We start from the raw sequence: 16636 nt of genomic DNA, 5'->3' as shown, positions 1-16636 counted from the left end.
TGCCTTCTACGCATCTGAGGAGGATGGACCGGGCTCTTGGGGTCTTGTATAGCCAGATAGGCTCTTGAATAAGTCCAGATATCGATAAGTTACAACAATGCTCAATCGGTCGATATCAGAAGCGATCTTCTTCGTCGACAAGTCTCGCCGGGGCGGCTTGCAGGCCCAGATCCGTGAGACTGTTGTATCCGGCATTCTCGCCGGCCGGCTTGTTCCCGGCATGCGCCTGCCGTCGACACGGAGGCTCGCCGATTATCTGAAGATCTCGCGGATCACAGTCACGATGGCCTACCAGGAGCTGAGTGCCCAGGGATACGTGATCGCCTCGGCACGAAGCGTCTATGCGGTTTCCGACCGCGCTCCGGTGGGACGGCTGCAATCGACCGGATCTTCCAGCTTCGATGGCAAGCTCGATTGGGAAGCGCGCCTTCAATCGAAGTTCTCTGTCGCAAAGACTATTCGCAAGCCCCTCGATTGGAGGCGCTATCCGTATCCATTCCTGTACGGCCAAGTCGACTTGTCACTGTTCGATCTCGCCGCCTGGCGCGATTGCACACGTCGTGCCCTCGCACGAACCGACTTCGAGTTCATGGCGGGTGATTTTGCTTCTGCTGATGACCTGCAACTTGTCAGCTATATCTGCTCGCGAACTCTTCCCCGCAGGGGCATCGAGGCGGGACACGATGAAGTTCTCGTGACGGTGGGTGCTCAGAACGCGATTTGGATTGCCATCCAGCTCCTTCTGAAGGGAGGCTCGCACGCAGTTTGCGAGAACCCCTGCCACCCTGACATCTATGCGGCGCTCAGGCTCAGCGGAGCAAAGGTCACGACCATTGATGTCGATGAGGCCGGGCTGCCGCCCGATGCTCTCCCAGAGAACGCCAATGTCGTGGTGGTAACACCCAGCCATCACTCGCCGACGGGAGTGCGGATGCCGATGCAGAGGCGTCAGAGGCTTCTCGAACTGGCAGAGCAGCGGGACTTCATCGTCATCGAGGACGATTACGAATTCGAAATGAACTTCCTGGCGCCGCCCTCGCCCGCCTTGCGATCGCTCGACCGACGCGGGCGCGTGCTTTATGTCGGCAGCTTCTCGAAGTCGCTCTTTCCCGGCCTGCGCCTTGGATATCTTGTCGCGCCACCGGCGGTTATCAGAGAGGCCAGGGCTCTCAGAGCCCTGATGCTTCGGCATCCGCCAGGGCACTTGCAACGGACTGCCGCCTATTTTCTGGCCTTGGGCTACTACGATGCCGTGGTTGGCCGAATGCGCAGCGAGTATCAAAAACGCTATCAAGTCATGGCTGCCGCCCTTGAAGCCGAGGGCATGAGGATTGCGGGGCAATCGAGCTTTGGCGGAACATCCTTCTGGATTGAAGGCCCTGAAGGCACTGATGCCGATCTGTTATCTCGCGAGCTGAGGAACGATGGTGTCCTGATCGAATCGGGATCACCCTTCTTTGCCGGAACGGAACAAACCTGTCGCTTCTTTCGAATGGCTTACTCCTCGATCCCGACAAACAGGATTCAGGAGGGCGTTCATCTCACGCGAAAGAGAATGCACGATCTGATCGTCGCCTGAGAGGTGTAGAGAACACTCACCTCGACAGAAGTCGTTTAAGCCCGAAGAAATACAATGGCGAGATTGAGCGGGATCCTCGCTCGGGCAGCATCGTTCGGCAAGCCGCATGCTGAGAACAAAGCTTAAACCAACCAGACGACTTGAGCCATATTCTGAAGCGCGCGCCGATGGCGTTGATCGCTATCGGGCTCAACCCTCGGTTCGCGCGTCATCGAGCAACCGATCGAAGGCGATTGCTGCAGGGCTTGGCTGGCGGCCGGGCAGGAAGAGGCGCGACAACGTTCTCCGGATCGTCCGTTCACCGACCTCAAGTCTCACCACACGGCCGAGTTCGATCTGATCGGCCACAACAGCGGAGGACACGATCCCGATCCCGAACCCCGCCGCGACGACCTGTGCGATCGCCTCGTTGCTGCTTACTTCGAGGATCCGCCCCAGCGCTATCCCGGAAGACTGCAGAGCCTCCCATGCGACATCGCGCGTTCCTGAGCCAGGCTCGCGCAGAACGATGGCTTCGCCCGCGAGCTCTTCGAGCGAAACGCCTTCCGGACGCGAGGCGAGAGGATGTGCCGGTGAAACGATGAAGACCAGTTCGTCATTGCGCCAGGGGCTCACCATGAGCTCATCCGTGTTGATCGGGCCCTCGACCATGGCGACGTCGAGTTCACGGCTCACCAGCAAATCGGCGATGCTGGCTGTGTTGGCGCTCGTCAAGCGAAGCTCGATAGCCGGGTAGCTTTTGGCGAATGAGCTCAGAATGGGCGGAAGGACGTAGGTTGCAATCGTTGTCGACGCCCCGATGCGCAGAGTACCCCGGTGCAGGCCGCGCAAGGCGTCCATCGCTTCCTCGGCCGCCTGCTCAACGGCAAACAAGGACTGGGCATACCCCATCAGGATCTCGCCGGATTCCGTCAAGCGCACACCGCCTGGGCCGCGCTCCAACAAGGCGGTCCCTAGCTGCCCTTCAAGCTCGCGAACGCCCTTCGACACTGCAGGCTGACTGATATGGAGCGCCTCGGCAGCCAGGGAGAAACCCCGGTGCCTTGCAACCGCAGAGAAGAGTCTGAGCAGATGGAGGTTCATTACCATAACCAAAATTCATCGACACATGAAAATTATGTATTTGCGTTATACTTAGCAAGAGAGCAAGTGAGTGCCAGGCATTGGTCGAGGACCCGGAGATCGAATGGATAGCTTGTTGGTGCGCCTGCTCCCGGGAGTTGCCCTCAGCGCAGCCGTTTCGTTCGCAGCCGTAGGGCTCCAGCATCTGGAGGAGATCTGGACCGGACGCCCCTATCTTGAAGCTCTTGTGATCGCCATCCTCCTTGGAACGATGATCCGCACAGCCTGGACCCCAGGCAGCCGGTTCGCGCCCGGCATCAACTTCTCGGCCAAGCCGCTGCTTGAAGTCGCCGTGATGCTGCTCGGCGCCTCAATCAGCTTCCAGGCCGTGATGCAGGCCGGTTTCGGCCTCATCCTCGGCATCGCCGTAGTGGTAGCCGTTGCGATCGGAGCGAGCTACGGCCTCTGCCGGCTCCTGCATTTGCCCAAGCGCATGGCCGTGCTGGTCGCCTGCGGCAATTCCATCTGCGGGAACTCTGCCATCGCGGCGGTGGCGCCGGTGATCGGCGCGAGGGCGGAGGACGTCGCCTCCTCGATCGCCTTCACGGCGATCCTCGGGGTGATCGTAGTGCTCGGCCTGCCCCTGCTCGTGCCAGTCCTTGGCCTCTCGGAGACCCAGTACGGCGTACTGGCGGGCCTGACGGTTTATGCGGTGCCGCAGGTGCTCGCCGCCACACTGCCGGTCGGCATGGTGAGCACCCAGCTCGGCACCCTGGTGAAGCTGGTGCGGGTCCTCATGCTCGGCCCCGTGGTGATCGGGCTCTCGCTCGCCATGGGGCGCAACGGCGCGAGCCGAACCGGCTTTTCGCTCAGCCGTTTCGTGCCCTGGTTCATCATCGGGTTTCTAGGGCTAGCGGCCCTGCGCTCGGCGGGCTTGATCCCCGATATGGTGCTCAAGGCCATCATGCCGCTGGCGACGATGCTCACCGTCATCTCCATGGCGGCGCTGGGGCTCGGCGTGGACCTGAAGGTACTTGGCCGCGTCGGCGGACGGGTGACGCTCGCCGTGACCCTGTCGCTAATCACTCTCCTGGCGATCAGCCTCGGCCTCATTCATCTGCTCGGAATGACATAGCTTCACTATTGGAAGGGAGCCTACCAATGCCAATCGACGGTGAGCGCTGTTTCCACTCGCGTGGAAGGATCTTCCGTCTTTGCTGATCCACATTTTGCGGGCGAACCGAATCCACTTCGCCGAGAAAATGCTTCAGGCCCTGTTGCCTTTGTTCTCAGCGAGATCAGGATCGGCGCCCGCCATCAGGACGCCTGCACCTCGTCCAGCAGCCATTTCCGAAACGCCTCCAGACCGGGCCGCGGGGCGCGATCCTCGGGCGTCGTGAACCAATAGGCGTTACGGCTTTTGAATCCGAGCCGGGCCGGATTGACCAAGCGCCCGGTCTCGAGTTCCTCCTGCACAAGGCGGCGCGGAACCAGCGCGAGGCCTTGCCCCGAGATCGCCGCTCGAATGACCAGCGAATAGAACCCGAATCGAATCGTGTGGACGGGTGTGAAAGCGTCGAGCCCATGCGCATCTGCGAACTCACTCCAGCGCAGGGGCGTCTGGAAATGATCGAGCACCGTGTAGCGGCGCACATCCCCCGCCGTCTCGATCCCGCCCAGGCGTGCAATGAAGGATGGAGCGCCAACCAGAGCGACATCGCGGCCGAACAGATAGTCGCCCCGATGCCCCGGCCATTCGCCCTCTCCGAACCGGAACACCCCATCGGCCGCTTCCACCGTGTCGGCCGTCACGAAAGTCGTGAACTGCACATCGATCTTGGGATGGAGTTCCGCGAACCGTGAGAAGCGCGGCACGAGCCAACGATCCCCGATGATCGGCAGCACATGGAGTCTCACGGACCAGGGCGAGGCCTTGAGGGCAGAGACATGTGCGCTGCCCGCCTCAAGCGCTGCGAGAGCATGGCGAACATGTTTCACATAGATCCGCCCGGCCTCCGTCGGTACGAGACCACGGCTGCTGCGGGCGAACAGGGAAATCCCCAAGGTATCCTCCAGCCCGCGCAAATGCTTACTCACAGCGCTCTGGGTCAGGTTGACCGCCGCGGCAGCCGCAGACGCCGTGCCGTGTTCGGCCACGGCAAGGAGGACGCGAAGGGCGGTCAGGGAGCCGGGGAGCTGCTGGATCGTCATGGGCCTATGCACGGAGAGGAAAGCGGAGCAACGATCCTTCTATTCCAAAATAGAATACCAAAGCGACGATTTTTCATTTGCCAGCCGCAAGTTCCCTTGGGACACCAAAGAAAAAGGAAACCGGCATGACATCTACGAACGTTCTGTGGGCCTCACGCTTCCGCTCAGGTCCGGCTCCGGAGCTCATGGCTCTCTCGCGCTCCGATGCCAGCCATTTCCGCCTGGCTGCATATGATCTCGCGGCCTCGTTCTCCCACGCGCGGGAGCTTGCAAGGGCCGGGCTGCTCACACAGGACGAATGCGAGACGATTACGGCGGCCCTTGCGGCTCTTCAGATCGAGATCGCCGCCGGAACCCTCGTTCCCTCCGAGCAGGACGAGGACGTGCACACCTTTCTGGAGCGCGCGCTCACCGAACGGCTCGGGCCTCTGGGCGGCAAGCTCCGAGCCGGACGCTCGCGCAATGATCAGGCGGCCAACGACCTTAAACTCTATCTTCGGGATCAGGCCCGGCGCATCGTCATAGACCTGCTGAGCCTGCAGGAAGCCCTTTCCCTTCAGGCCGAGCAGCACCTTGGGACCATAGCCCCGGGCTTCACCCATCTTCAGCCCGCGCAGCCGGTGAGCTTCGCGCACCAGCTCCTTGCTCATGCGCAGGGTTTCTCCCGTGACATCGACCGTCTGCAGGATTGGGACCGTCGCGCGTCGCGATCCCCTCTCGGGGCTGCGGCGCTTGCGGGGTCAGCCATTGCCAAGTCGCCCGAATTCTCGGCCCGTGAGCTCGGTTACGATGCTCCTTGTGAAAACTCCATCGATGCGGTCGGCAGCCGCGACCACGTAACAGAGTTCCTTTTCGTCGCCGCCATGATCGGCGTGAACCTGTCTCGTTTGGCCGAGGAGATTTTCCTCTGGTCCTCGCGCCAGTTTCGCTGGGTCGCGCTCGACGATGCCTATGCGACGGGCTCCTCCATCATGCCGCAGAAAAAGAACGCCGACATCGCGGAGCTGACGCGTGGCCGTGCAGCGCGCCTCATCGGCGGCGTCGGTGCGATGCTGACGGCACTGAAGGGGTTGCCCTTCGCCTATAATCGCGATCTCGTGGAAGACAAGCGCGCCGCATTCGAGGCCGTCGACACTCTGGCTCTCGTGCTTCCGGCCATGGCCGGGATGGTTCGGACGATGCGGGTCAATACGGGCGAATTGCGCCGTCAGGCAACGGATGGATTCACGCTTGCAACCGAAGTGGCAGACTGGCTTGCTCGCCAAGGCGTTCCATTCTCGGAGGCACATGAGATCACAGGCCATTTGGTTCGCTACTGCGAGGACCGCAATATCGGATTGGAGGATCTGGGCGAAGAGGATATGGCGAGTGTCGATCCGCGCCTGAAGGCAGGCCTCATGTCCAGCCTGACGCCCGATGCGGCCGTCAAAGCCCGTGATGGCTATGGGGGGACCGCCCCCGTCCGGGTCGCCGAGCAGCTTGCCCGCCTACGCTCGGATTTTGATAAGCAGCGCGAATGGGCGATGCGCTATGACGGTCCGCGGATCTGAACAGGGATGAACGGAGAAAACCGGAATGAATAGCACCACCGCATCCTCCTCGATCGGGATGGAGAAGGTCGAGCGCTTCGATCCTTCCATCGCCCATCTCACTCATGTTCCGCGCCGCCATTATGGGCGCTGGATCGCCAGCGCCCTGATCCTCGCGGCGTTCGCCTACGTGATAAAGGCATTCGCCGAGGGTCAGATAGACTGGGCGGTGGTCGGGCAGTTCTTCACGGCCCAATCCATCATCAGCGGTCTCGGGAACACGATCATCATGACGGTCTGCGCCATGGCCCTGGGCATCGCGCTCGGCGTCCTGTTCGCCATCATGGTGATGTCGCCCAATCCCGTCCTGAAGGGCATCGCTGTCTTCTACATCTGGTTCTTTCGCGGCACCCCGCTTCTTCTTCAGCTTCTGATCTGGTTCAACCTCGCTCTCGTGTTTCCGCGCATCGGCATCCCCGGATTGTTCGAGGCGCGCATGGTCGATGTGATGACCCCGTTCGTGGCGACGCTGCTCGGCCTCGGCATCAACCAGGGCGCCTATACGGCGGAGGTCGTGCGCTCCGGCATCCTGTCGGTCGATGCGGGCCAGACGGAGGCCGCCAAGGCCATCGGCATGACACGCCTGACGACCCTGCGCCGCATCGTTCTTCCGCAGGCCATGCGCGTGATCATTCCGCCGGTCGGCAATGAAGTGATCAGCATGGTGAAGCTCACGTCCATCGCCAGCGTGATCGGTTTCGCCGAGGTGTTGCGCAACGCGCAGACGGTCTATTATGCCAATGCACGGGTGATCGAGCTTTTGATCGTCTCCGCAGGCTGGTATCTGATCATCGTGACGATCCTGAGCATCGGCCAGCATTTCCTTGAACGTTATTTCGCGAAGGGCTCAGGCCGTCGGTCTCGTCCCGCCGCGCGCCCGGCGGTGGAGGTCTGAGCCATGATGCCTATCGTCGTTGCAGCCGATGTGCGCAAAACATTCGGCTCCGTTCAGGCCCTCGACGGTGTTTCGATCGACATTCCCGCCGGTCAGGTGCTCTGCATCGTGGGCCCCTCGGGGTCGGGCAAGAGCACGCTCCTTCGCTGCATCAACCAACTGGAGCGGATCGATTCCGGCGCCATCTGGGTCGATGGCGAACTCATCGGCTACCGGCGCGTCGGCGACAAGCTCTATGAGCTGACCGACGCGGAGATCGCCCGCCAGCGGCTCACGAGCGGCATGGTCTTCCAGCGGTTCAATCTGTTCCAGCACATGACGGCCCTTGAGAACATCATCGAAGGCCCGGTCACCGTGCAGAAGCGCCGCCGCGGCGAAGCCATCGACGAAGCCACGGCGCTCCTGGAGCGCGTGGGGCTTTCGGCGAAGCGCGACGCCTATCCGTCGGAACTCTCCGGCGGCCAGCAGCAGCGCGTGGCGATCGCACGCGCGCTCGCCATGAAGCCCAAGCTGATGCTGTTCGACGAGCCGACCTCGGCGCTCGACCCGGAGCTGGTCGGCGAGGTTCTGGCCGTCATGAAGGATCTGGCCCGTTCGGGCATGACAATGATCGTCGTGACCCATGAGCTTGGATTTGCGCGCGAGGTCGCGAACGAAGTCGTTTTCATGGATCGGGGGGCCATTGTGGAACGGGGCTCGCCGCAGGAGGTGCTGGTGCACCCGAAACAACAGAGAACGCGCGATTTCATCGCGGCAGTACTCGCTTGATGAATGTTCCCCAGGAAAGGACCGACGACGATGAGACTGACAGTAGGTTTGCTCGCGAGCGTGCTCGCTTTAGGCTTTGCGGCTCCATCCCATGCGGCGGACCTTCCGGATCGGATCAAGAAGGCCGGAAAGATCGTTGTCGCGACCATGCCCAACTACGCACCGATCACCTTCAAGGATCCGGCCACGAACAAGCTCTCGGGCTTTGACATCGATCTGGGCGAGGCTCTCGCGAAGGAGCTCGGCGTCGGCATCGAATGGCAGGAAATCGCTTTCGCCCAGATGATCCCGTCGCTCCAGACCGGACGCGTCGACATCGCGCTCGCCGGCATGAGCGATCTTCCGGCCCGCCGTGAGATCGTGGACTTCGTCGATTATATGAAATCCGGCGCGCAGTTTTACACCTCGCCCGCCATGGCGGCGACCATCAAGACGCCCGAGGATCTGTGCGGCAAGAAGGTCGGCGCAAGCCGTCCCACGAACTGGCCCCGCCAAATCGGCGAATGGAGCCAAGCCAATTGCGTGGCGAAGGGCAAACCCGCCATCGAGGCAATCGGCACCGAGGGGTCGGCGGACGCCCGCACGCAGCTGAAGACGCAACGCCTCGACGCAGCCGTTCAGGGCAACGAGACATTGCCGTACTTCCAGTCGCAGGAGCCCAACACCTACGTGCTCATCGGCGAGGCTTTCACGGTTTCCCTCTCCGGCATTCCGGTGCTCAAGACGGAAACCCAACTGCGCGATGCCATCAAGGAAGGCCTCGAACGCCTTCAGCAGAAGGGCATCTATGACGAGATCGTGAAGAAATACGGTCTTCAGGCGAATAAGCTCACGCCGATCGGAATCAATCAGGGCAAGGACTAGAGCTGCTTCCACTGACGTGGAATCACCTCTTTTCTTAGTTTGACCGCACTCTTTGACGGTGAACTGGATCCACTTCACCGAGGAGTGCTCTGAACACGAAGGCGGGCTCATGCATCTTCGCTTGAGCCCGTCCGCATCGTGAAGACTCCAAGGGAGCCGGCATCTAAGAACTGCCGTTCCCCTCGTGCGCCGTTATTGCCGGCAGATCATCCCATACATACAGGTGGTTATCGGAGCGCCAGATGGGACCGGGATCGGTGTAGTTCCCTTCCCTTGTTCCTCTCATTCCTTCATAGAAGGCTATGGCCGGATCGTTCCCGGCAACCACACCAAGACCCACTCCGTCATATCCGGCCTTCATCATATGGCGCGCGAGGCGAAGCAGTAATTCGCGGCCGACACCCTGACGCTTGAACGCGGCACCCACATAGAGAAACTTGATTTCGGCTCGTCCCTGGAAGATCTCGTGAGAGGGTGGTCCCGCCATGCCGAAACCTGCCAGTTGCCCGTCGATCTCCGCAACCAGGATAATCCGCTCACTCCCCTCGTCCGCAAGCATGCTCTGCCATCGAGCGAGCCTGACCTCCTCCGTCACGCCGTCAAATGCGGCCTGCGGAGCAAGGTCCCGATAGGTCTCCCGCCACGTATGAAAATGCAGCCGCGCAATCAGCGGTGCATCGGCCTTCTGCGCCAACCGGATCGATATAGCCATCTTTTCTTATTGCCCCATGGCAATCATTCACCGCCGCCTACGTCTCACATCGCGCCAGCCGAGCCAAGTGTGCATGAAACTTGGAACGCTCCCCGTAAGGGCGCCGACGCCATAATGCCTGCTTCATCGCATGCATCTCCCTCGGAGGCAGATGTCTTCGGCTCCGGGTTCGATGCTCGAGGTCGATCTACTTTCCGGTCGGCCCTTAAACAAGCGGGCCGCTGTTTCCAGCGGCCCGCTCATGAGACTGGATCACACGTTGGATCTTCGCGCCTGCGTGCGCAGGTTTCTGCATCCCGCATGATCACCCGGATGAGGATTGCGTTAAGCCGCCTTGACGCCCTGGAGGAAGGGCTCGACCTCGCGGCCGAGATCGTGCGAGTGGCGCGACAGTTCCTGGGCAGCACCGAGCACCTGGGAGGCGGCCGTGCCGGTTTCTCCTGCGCCGTGCTGCACGTCCTCGATGCTGCCGGTGACCGCCTCGGTGCCGCGCGCCGCCTCCTGCACGTTGCGGGCAATCTCGGCCGTGGCCGCGCCCTGCTCCTCCATGGCGGCCGCGATCGAGGTCGAGATCTGGCTCATCTCGGTGATCGTGCGGGCGATCTCCTGGATCGCCGCCACCGTCTGCTGGGTGGCCTGCTGCACCGAGGCGATCTGGCTCGAGATCTCGTCGGTCGCCTTCGCCGTCTGGCTCGCCAGCTCCTTGACCTCGGTGGCCACGACGGCAAAGCCCTTGCCGGCCTCGCCGGCGCGGGCCGCCTCGATGGTGGCGTTGAGCGCCAAGAGGTTGGTCTGGCCCGCGATGGTGTTGATCAGCTGCACCACGTCGCCGATCTTGGCCGCGGTCGCGGCCAGGTCCTGCACCGCCGCATCGGTGCGGCGGGCGCCCTGCACGGCCCGGTCGGCGATCTGCGAGGATTGCGCCACCTGGCCGGCGATCTCGCGGATCGAGATCGACAGCTCCTCGGTGGCGGCCGCCACCGTCTGCACGTTGGCCGAGGTCTGCTGGGCGGCGGACGAGACGGTGACGGATTGCCGGGTGGTCTGGCCGGCGATGGCGGTCATCGACTGGGCGGTGGCCTCCATCTCGGTGGCGGCCGAGGACAACCCCTGCGTCAGGGCCGAGACGTTGAGCTCGAAGCGTTGGGTCAGCCGGTCGAGCATCTCGGCCCGGCGGGTCTTGGCATCGGCTTCCAGGGCGGCGTGCTCATCCGCCTGCTTCTTCGCGATCAGCGCATCCTTGAACACCTGCACGGAGCTGGCCATTTGGCCGATCTCGTCGGGACGAGAGATCCCCTCGATTGCGACGTTGAGATCGCCGCCGGCAAGCGAGCGCATGTTGTCGACGAGCCGGCCGATAGGACAGGAAATACTCCGCCCAAGTCCGAAGGCGATACCCACGAGGACCAAGGCAGACACGCCCACGAATGCGAGAAACACGTTCCTGTAGGTAGCACTGATGGCCGCGAGGTCATCGACATACATACCGGCAGCCACGACCCATTCCCATTGCGGGATTGCGATAGCATAGACGGTCTTCGAAGACGGCACCGTCTCACCGAGCTTCGGCCAGAGAAAGTCGACGAAACCGCCGCCCTTCTTGCCTGCCTCGACCTGCTCGCGGGTGACATAGGTACCGTTGGCGTCCCTCACATCCGAAAGATCTTTGCCTTCCGTGTCCTTGTTGGGATGCATGACAACGGCATTGGTATAGTCGAGCACGACGAAATAGTCGTTCCCGTTGTAGCGCATGGTGCGCAGCGTGTCGGCAGCGCTCTTCTTCGCCTCAGCGATAGAAAGCTCGCCCTTTCTTGCGCGTTCCTCGTAGCCGGCGATCAAGGTGGTGGCGGTTTGAGCGAGGCTCTTGAGCTCCGCTTGCTTGCGCTCGAGAAGGATGCTCGAAATTGTGAGCGATCCATAAATGGACAACGCGATCAGCGCGAGAATGCCTGCCGCTATCCCTGCGTAGAAGCGTCCTGAAATGCCGGAGAGTCCGATCTTCGGCGTTTTGAAAGAATTCTGAGATGTCATGATACCCCTGCTAGTCCCGCCTGCATTGCCGCAGGGTGCGCATACCAGCATAGGATGCGCACGATTTCAGGTCTTGAGGAGCTAACTCATAAAGCTTGTGCCAAACTGCGGACCCATTCATTCAGCCAAGTCGGTCAAGCTCCGACGATCCTTTTCACCGTGCAATGTGTCACCGGCGAACGACACGGGGTCGCGCCCGCAACCGGGCTAACGCATCGCGCGGACAGAGAGAGCCGCGCCAGCGAAAAGTGGCCCGGGTTTACGCGAAGAACGATACGGTCTTCCAGGAGTGGAGCATCGGATGGGATCCCAAGAGTGGGTCTACATTTAGGCCCGAGACTTCAATATCGCATGCCCGAGGACGCCGACCCTGTTTAGATACTCAGTTTCAAACGCGGAGACCGCATTGCCGATGGCGCAAACCGTCAGCATCCTGTGTTAGGCTCGCCCCATGTCCCGCGCCGAACGCCTCTTCGACCTGCTGCAGATTCTCCGCCGTCACCGCCGCCCGGTGAGCGGCGCAGTGCTGGCCCGGGAGGCGGGGATTTCCCTGCGCACGCTTTATCGCGACATCGCCTCGCTCCAGGCCCTGGGCGCGCAGATCGAGGGCGAGCCGGGGCTCGGCTATGTGCTCAAGCCCGGCTTCCTGCTTCCGCCCCTCATGTTCTCCGCCCAGGAGATCGAGGCGCTGGCGCTCGGCCTGCAATGGGTCGGACGGCGGACCGATGCGGACATGGGCCAGGCAGCCCGCAACGTCATGGCCAAAGTCGCCGCCGTGCTTCCCGCCGAGCTGCGCGAGCGCATGGAGGACGACGCCATGATGATCGGCGCCGGGTGGGAGCGGCCGCAGGTGGTCGATCTGGCGCTTCTGCGGCGCGCCCTGACCGAGGGGCGCAAGCTCGCCCTCACCTACTCCGACGAGAAAAGCGCCCGGACGGTGCGGATCGTCTGGCCCGTATCGCTCGGCTTCTTCGAGTCGACCAGGGTGCTGGCGGCCTGGTGCGAGCTGCGCGGCGGCTTCCGGCATTTCCGCGCCGACCGGATCGAGGCGGCGGAGATCCTGCCTGAGCGACTGCCCCGACCGCGCCGGCAGCTCATGAAGGAATGGCGGAACACGCTACTGCCAGAATCTGACAGTGGCATACCCTATTCAATCTCCCGTTCATGCAACACCAGGGAGATGCCCATGAGCACGGAAAACAAGAGCCCGGACCTCGTCTTCTACACCAATCCGCAATCGCGCGGCGGCATCGTGCACTGGATGCTGGAGGAGGTCGGCTGCCCCTACACCATCGAGGCGCTGGAATACGGCACCACGATGAAGACGCCAGCGTACCTCGCCATCAACCCCATGGGCAAGGTGCCTGCGATCCGGCACGGCGACACGATCGTGACGGAAGCCGCGGCGATCTGCGCCTATCTGGCCGATGCCTTCCCCGAGGCGGGCCTCGCGCCCGCGCCCGAGCATCGCGGCGATTACTATCGCTGGTTCTTCTTCACGGCAGGGTGCCTGGAGCCCGCCGCCTCCAACCACGTCCTCGGCTGGGACCCTTCGCCCGAGATGGAAGCCCGCTTCGGCTACGGCTCCTATGGGCGGGTGCTGGACACGCTTTCCGACTGGCTGCAGGACCGGACCTATGTGGCCGGCAGCCGGTTCACTGCCGCCGACGTCCTGCTCGCGAGCCATCTGCAATGGGGCATGATGACGGGCATGATCGAGAAGCGTCCCGCTTTCGAGGCCTATATCGCCAGGCACGTTACCCGCCCGGCGGCGAAGCGAGCGGACGAGCAGGCTGAAGCACTGACGGCGCAACAGGCCTGGAAGGCGGCGTGAGGCCTGCCGCCATCCCCGGCCCGGTGAAGTTTCCTTACGTCATGACCGGGCGGGCTGCCCTTTCCCGGTCGGGGGAGAAAGATGATGGTCTCCCGATCGTGGCCGGCCTCGTGCCGGCCACGCACGTTTTGCTTGCCATCCCTCCGGCCTCATCCTGAGGCGCCACGCCGTGGCGTCGCGAAGGAGGAGCTGGAGAGCCCTGGACGATCCTTCGAGAGGCCGCTGCGCTGCTCCTCAGGAGGAGGGCGCAGGGTGAAGCTGAACGTTATGTTCTCACTTTGTTCTTGACAGGGCGGATAACCTTGGCTATATCGTTGCCCTAGATCTGCTCTGACGAGGGGCGCGCTCGCGAGGCGTCGCAAGAGTGAGAGCAGGCACGGTCCCGCCGCAGGCCTCGCACGCCTGTGGTCGCGGGAGGTCGACCTTGGGGGCTCCCCAGCTGGTCCACCTGAAAAGAACCGTGCGTGACGAGCAGTTCGGCTCTCACATTCACCCCTAGAGAGCGAGCCGGGCTGCCCGACGCGCCACCCTCGAACCCGAAAGGCTCGCAGCGCAAGCTGCGGGCCCCAAGGGGCTGGCTCTTTGACACGAACGGATCAGCCCCCTCTCACGTCATGACGGCCTCGTACCGGTCACCCACGCCTTCGGAACCGCACCGCTGCCAAGGCGTGCCCCCCGGATCGGGGCCAGACAGGACGGCAACGGATTCTCATGGGAATCTTCTTGCCGGGCAATCCCGGCCAGCATCAGCCGTTTCGGGAGGTCCGGGCCGGAGTGCCCCTATCTCGATGGCGTTGCCCCGGGGGGCGACCCGCCTGGGCTGCTTCCTGACGGCATCGTCGTGCGCGCGCGCTCCATCAGGGTCGTGGCCGCGTCCACACAGGCCCTCATGCTGTCTCGTGGATCGCACCGCACCGCCAGGGTCGCGTCCCCGGCTCGCAGCAGAAAACCAGCGCCGCGCTGCGGGGCACGTGCCGACATTCGGCTGTCGAGTCCGCGCAGGAGATCGTCGAGATCGCGATCCTGCCGGCCGTAGGAAGAACCGCGGTCGCCGGAATCATCCGAGCTCTGGCTGTAGGCAGGCAGGGCAACCAGCATCATTCCCACCGCCACCAGAAGGGTCTTCTTCATTCACGCCTCCTATCGGTTAGATCCAGAATGAACTAATCGCGGCAGACCCGCCTGCGGACCAGGACCAGAAGGCTTCCATCCTGGTTCCTGAGGCTGCGAGTGAGGAAGTAGCAGTCCCCGCTCATCCGTTCGGCCAAACGCTCCCGCAGGCGGCCTCGCACCATGCCGCCGCCATCGTCCTCGTCGTTCCAACGCGAGGCGGCCCGCTCGCGCAGGCGCTCCCGCAGCCACGGGTGGTCTCTCAGGAAGTCCCCAACCTCGCCGCGGCGATCGCTGCGCTCCTGCATGAGATCCATGAGTTCGTCACGCTGATCCCGCCGCTCCTGGACCAAGTCCATCAGCATGTCGCGACGATCGGCACGGTCCTGCACCCAGTCTCGCAGGAGATCGCGCAGACGACCGTCGCTCATGCTGCTATCGCCGCTGTCCCAATCGTTCTCCTGGGCGGCCGCCGGGATGGCTGCTGCGAGGAAGAAAGTGGGCGAGGCGACGAGGGTGAACGCGGCCATCGCCAGAACAGGCCATCGGGTCATGATGCTCCTCCAGATTCGAATCAAAACAGCTTCGACTCGGACGCACATCCGCGCTCGTGCGTGTCTCCTCACGTCTCAGGCAGCGCGGAGGAGAATGCGGCGCGGAACGCAAGCTTCACCATGGACGCGAGGGTCGAGGACCGCGCCGTGCAAGACGCCAAGACCTCGAGAGCAGCACCATCCAAGGCACCAAGCTCACCAGCCTGTCCATTGTATTGCTCATGGTGGCTTCTTTGCGTCTGAACGCGCGGATGGAGGCTCAGCACCGCTGAGCAAAAGCGGTAGCCTCCACCTCTTTTGGGGAACCTATCCGACCATCGATAGCGCATCGCTCCCTGCGCACCCCTCTCGGCGACGCTGTCGCAAAATGTTCAGTCATTGTCCTGCTCGATCAAGCAGCCGGCGGCCTGACGTGGTTTGATCGGTTTCCTTGAAGGCAGAACCGGGAGCCCATGGCGCTCGGGTTCCCAAGGGAGCGATGCCATGAAGGTTACCATCGTAGCGTCCACCGCGATGCTGCTCGGGGTTCTGCTCGCGTCGGCACCGGCATGGTCGCAGCATGGAAGCGGCCCGTTCACCCGCTCAGGAGAGATCACCATCCCGTCTCAGCGCGAGCTCGAGCGGGAAGTCTTCAGCGATCCGCGGAACGATTTCTCGTCGATCGACTCGGTAGCCGAGGGCGAGATGGACCGCATGGATCGGCAGATCGACGGCATGGTCGAGCGCGGCATCTGCAACGGATGCTGACAGCGGAGCCGGCCGTCCGAACTCATCGAAGGAAAGCATTTCTCGAGGAGATTTTCTCATGTCCAACACCGCCAATATCGGAACGCCGCTTCCGGGCCGCATGGATCAGGAACTCGAACCGTTGCGCGTCAAATGGGGATGGATCGTTGCCCTCGGCGCGGTCTTCGTCATCGCCGGTCTCATCGCTCTCGGCAGTATCGTCATGGCGACGGTTGCATCGGTAGCGATCGTCGGCGTCATGATGCTGGTAAGCGGAATCGCCGAGATCATCAACGCCTTCGGCGTGAAGAGCTGGGGCAAGTTCTTCCTGTGGGCTCTGCTCGGCGCGCTCTATGTGGTCGCGGGTGTCGTGACCTTCCGCAACCCGCTCCTCGCCGCCTCGGTGCTCACGCTCATGCTCGGCATTGCCCTGATCGTCTCGGGCTGCCTGCGCATTTTCCTGTCCACGCAGATGACGCGGGGCACGCCTTGGGTCTGGGTTGCGCTGTCGGGCGTCGTCACCCTGATCGTGGGCGGGATCATCCTTGCCCATTGGCCTGTCTCGAGCCTCTTCGCGCTCGGCATCTTTCTCGGCATCGATCTCGTCTTTGCCGGGATCGGCTGGATCAGCATGGGCCTCGCCCTGAGGCATCGGACCTAGCCGCGATCCCCTGAAAGACGACAGGCCGGAGCCTGCCCCT

15 protein-coding genes are annotated in these 16636 nt (G+C 62.8%); 9 read left to right on the top strand and 6 right to left on the bottom strand.

Features of this window, described 5'->3' with window-relative positions; translation table 11 throughout:
• Positions 1 to 97: 97 nt before the first annotated feature.
• The gene (gene pdxR, locus H0S73_RS11975) at positions 98 to 1579 is read left to right on the top strand and encodes a MocR-like pyridoxine biosynthesis transcription factor PdxR (RefSeq protein WP_181052373.1); all 1482 of its coding nucleotides are present in this window, start codon (positions 98 to 100) and stop codon (positions 1577 to 1579) included.
• A gap of 189 nt (positions 1580 to 1768) precedes the next feature.
• On the opposite strand, the gene H0S73_RS11970 is transcribed toward pdxR, so the two are convergent.
• Positions 1769 to 2662, bottom strand: a complete 894-nt coding sequence (locus tag H0S73_RS11970; RefSeq protein ID WP_246388845.1) for a LysR family transcriptional regulator — start codon at positions 2660 to 2662, stop codon at positions 1769 to 1771.
• A gap of 103 nt (positions 2663 to 2765) precedes the next feature.
• Here H0S73_RS11970 and H0S73_RS11965 point away from each other — a divergent pair, with 103 nt between their 5' ends.
• Positions 2766 to 3776, top strand: a complete 1011-nt coding sequence (locus H0S73_RS11965; RefSeq protein ID WP_181052371.1) for a YeiH family protein — start codon at positions 2766 to 2768, stop codon at positions 3774 to 3776.
• Between the two features lie 182 nt (positions 3777 to 3958).
• Here H0S73_RS11965 and H0S73_RS11960 read toward each other — a convergent pair whose 3' ends face one another.
• Positions 3959 to 4852, bottom strand: a complete 894-nt coding sequence (locus tag H0S73_RS11960) for a LysR substrate-binding domain-containing protein (protein WP_181052370.1) — start codon at positions 4850 to 4852, stop codon at positions 3959 to 3961.
• 125 nt (positions 4853 to 4977) lie between these two features.
• Between H0S73_RS11960 and argH the strand changes: the two genes are divergently transcribed.
• From argH to H0S73_RS11940, 4 genes are read left to right on the top strand one after another with little or no spacing between them, the layout of a single operon-like run.
• The gene (argH, locus tag H0S73_RS11955; protein ID WP_181052369.1) at positions 4978 to 6402 is read left to right on the top strand and encodes an argininosuccinate lyase; all 1425 of its coding nucleotides are present in this window, start codon (positions 4978 to 4980) and stop codon (positions 6400 to 6402) included.
• Between the two features lie 58 nt (positions 6403 to 6460).
• Positions 6461 to 7336 (top strand): amino acid ABC transporter permease, encoded by an 876-nt coding sequence (locus H0S73_RS11950; RefSeq protein WP_202049960.1) that lies wholly within the window; start codon positions 6461 to 6463, stop codon positions 7334 to 7336.
• A 3-nt stretch (positions 7337 to 7339) separates the two neighbouring features.
• Positions 7340 to 8104, top strand: coding sequence for an amino acid ABC transporter ATP-binding protein (locus H0S73_RS11945; protein ID WP_181052367.1), 765 nt, complete (start codon positions 7340 to 7342; stop codon positions 8102 to 8104).
• Between the two features lie 30 nt (positions 8105 to 8134).
• Positions 8135 to 8968 carry an ABC transporter substrate-binding protein gene (locus H0S73_RS11940; RefSeq protein ID WP_181052366.1) on the top strand — a complete coding sequence of 278 codons (834 nt, stop codon included), beginning with the start codon at positions 8135 to 8137 and terminating at the stop codon, positions 8966 to 8968.
• Between the two features lie 163 nt (positions 8969 to 9131).
• On the opposite strand, the gene H0S73_RS11935 is transcribed toward H0S73_RS11940, so the two are convergent.
• Both H0S73_RS11935 and H0S73_RS11930 read right to left on the bottom strand, forming a co-directional pair.
• Positions 9132 to 9680, bottom strand: coding sequence for a GNAT family N-acetyltransferase (locus tag H0S73_RS11935; protein ID WP_181052365.1), 549 nt, complete (start codon positions 9678 to 9680; stop codon positions 9132 to 9134).
• A 324-nt stretch (positions 9681 to 10004) separates the two neighbouring features.
• Positions 10005 to 11711 carry a methyl-accepting chemotaxis protein gene (locus tag H0S73_RS11930; RefSeq protein WP_181052364.1) on the bottom strand — a complete coding sequence of 569 codons (1707 nt, stop codon included), beginning with the start codon at positions 11709 to 11711 and terminating at the stop codon, positions 10005 to 10007.
• Between the two features lie 451 nt (positions 11712 to 12162).
• On the opposite strand from H0S73_RS11930, the gene H0S73_RS11925 reads away from it, so the two are divergent.
• Positions 12163 to 13545 carry an HTH domain-containing protein gene (locus H0S73_RS11925; RefSeq protein ID WP_181052363.1) on the top strand — a complete coding sequence of 461 codons (1383 nt, stop codon included), beginning with the start codon at positions 12163 to 12165 and terminating at the stop codon, positions 13543 to 13545.
• Between the two features lie 780 nt (positions 13546 to 14325).
• Here H0S73_RS11925 and H0S73_RS11920 read toward each other — a convergent pair.
• Together H0S73_RS11920 and H0S73_RS11915 are read right to left on the bottom strand one after the other, a co-directional pair.
• A complete protein-coding gene (locus H0S73_RS11920; RefSeq protein WP_181052362.1) occupies positions 14326 to 14676 on the bottom strand; it encodes a hypothetical protein in 351 nt (116 codons plus the stop codon).
• A 32-nt stretch (positions 14677 to 14708) separates the two neighbouring features.
• The gene (locus tag H0S73_RS11915) at positions 14709 to 15209 is read right to left on the bottom strand and encodes a hypothetical protein (protein WP_246388844.1); all 501 of its coding nucleotides are present in this window, start codon (positions 15207 to 15209) and stop codon (positions 14709 to 14711) included.
• Positions 15210 to 15692: 483 nt separating this feature from the next.
• Between H0S73_RS11915 and H0S73_RS11910 the strand changes: the two genes are divergently transcribed.
• On the top strand, positions 15693 to 15956 hold the full coding sequence (locus H0S73_RS11910) for a hypothetical protein (RefSeq protein ID WP_181052361.1): 264 nt from the start codon (positions 15693 to 15695) through the stop codon (positions 15954 to 15956).
• Between the two features lie 58 nt (positions 15957 to 16014).
• Complete coding sequence (locus H0S73_RS11905; RefSeq protein ID WP_181052360.1) at positions 16015 to 16596, top strand: HdeD family acid-resistance protein; 582 nt, start codon at positions 16015 to 16017, stop codon at positions 16594 to 16596.
• The last annotated feature ends 40 nt before the right edge of the window (positions 16597 to 16636 follow it).

This window comes from Microvirga mediterraneensis (genome assembly GCF_013520865.1).
In the GTDB taxonomy this organism is placed as follows: Bacteria; Pseudomonadota; Alphaproteobacteria; order Rhizobiales; family Beijerinckiaceae; genus Microvirga; species Microvirga mediterraneensis.
Note: the sequence above shows the minus strand (reverse complement) of the source record. Positions and strands in the feature narration are given on the sequence as shown.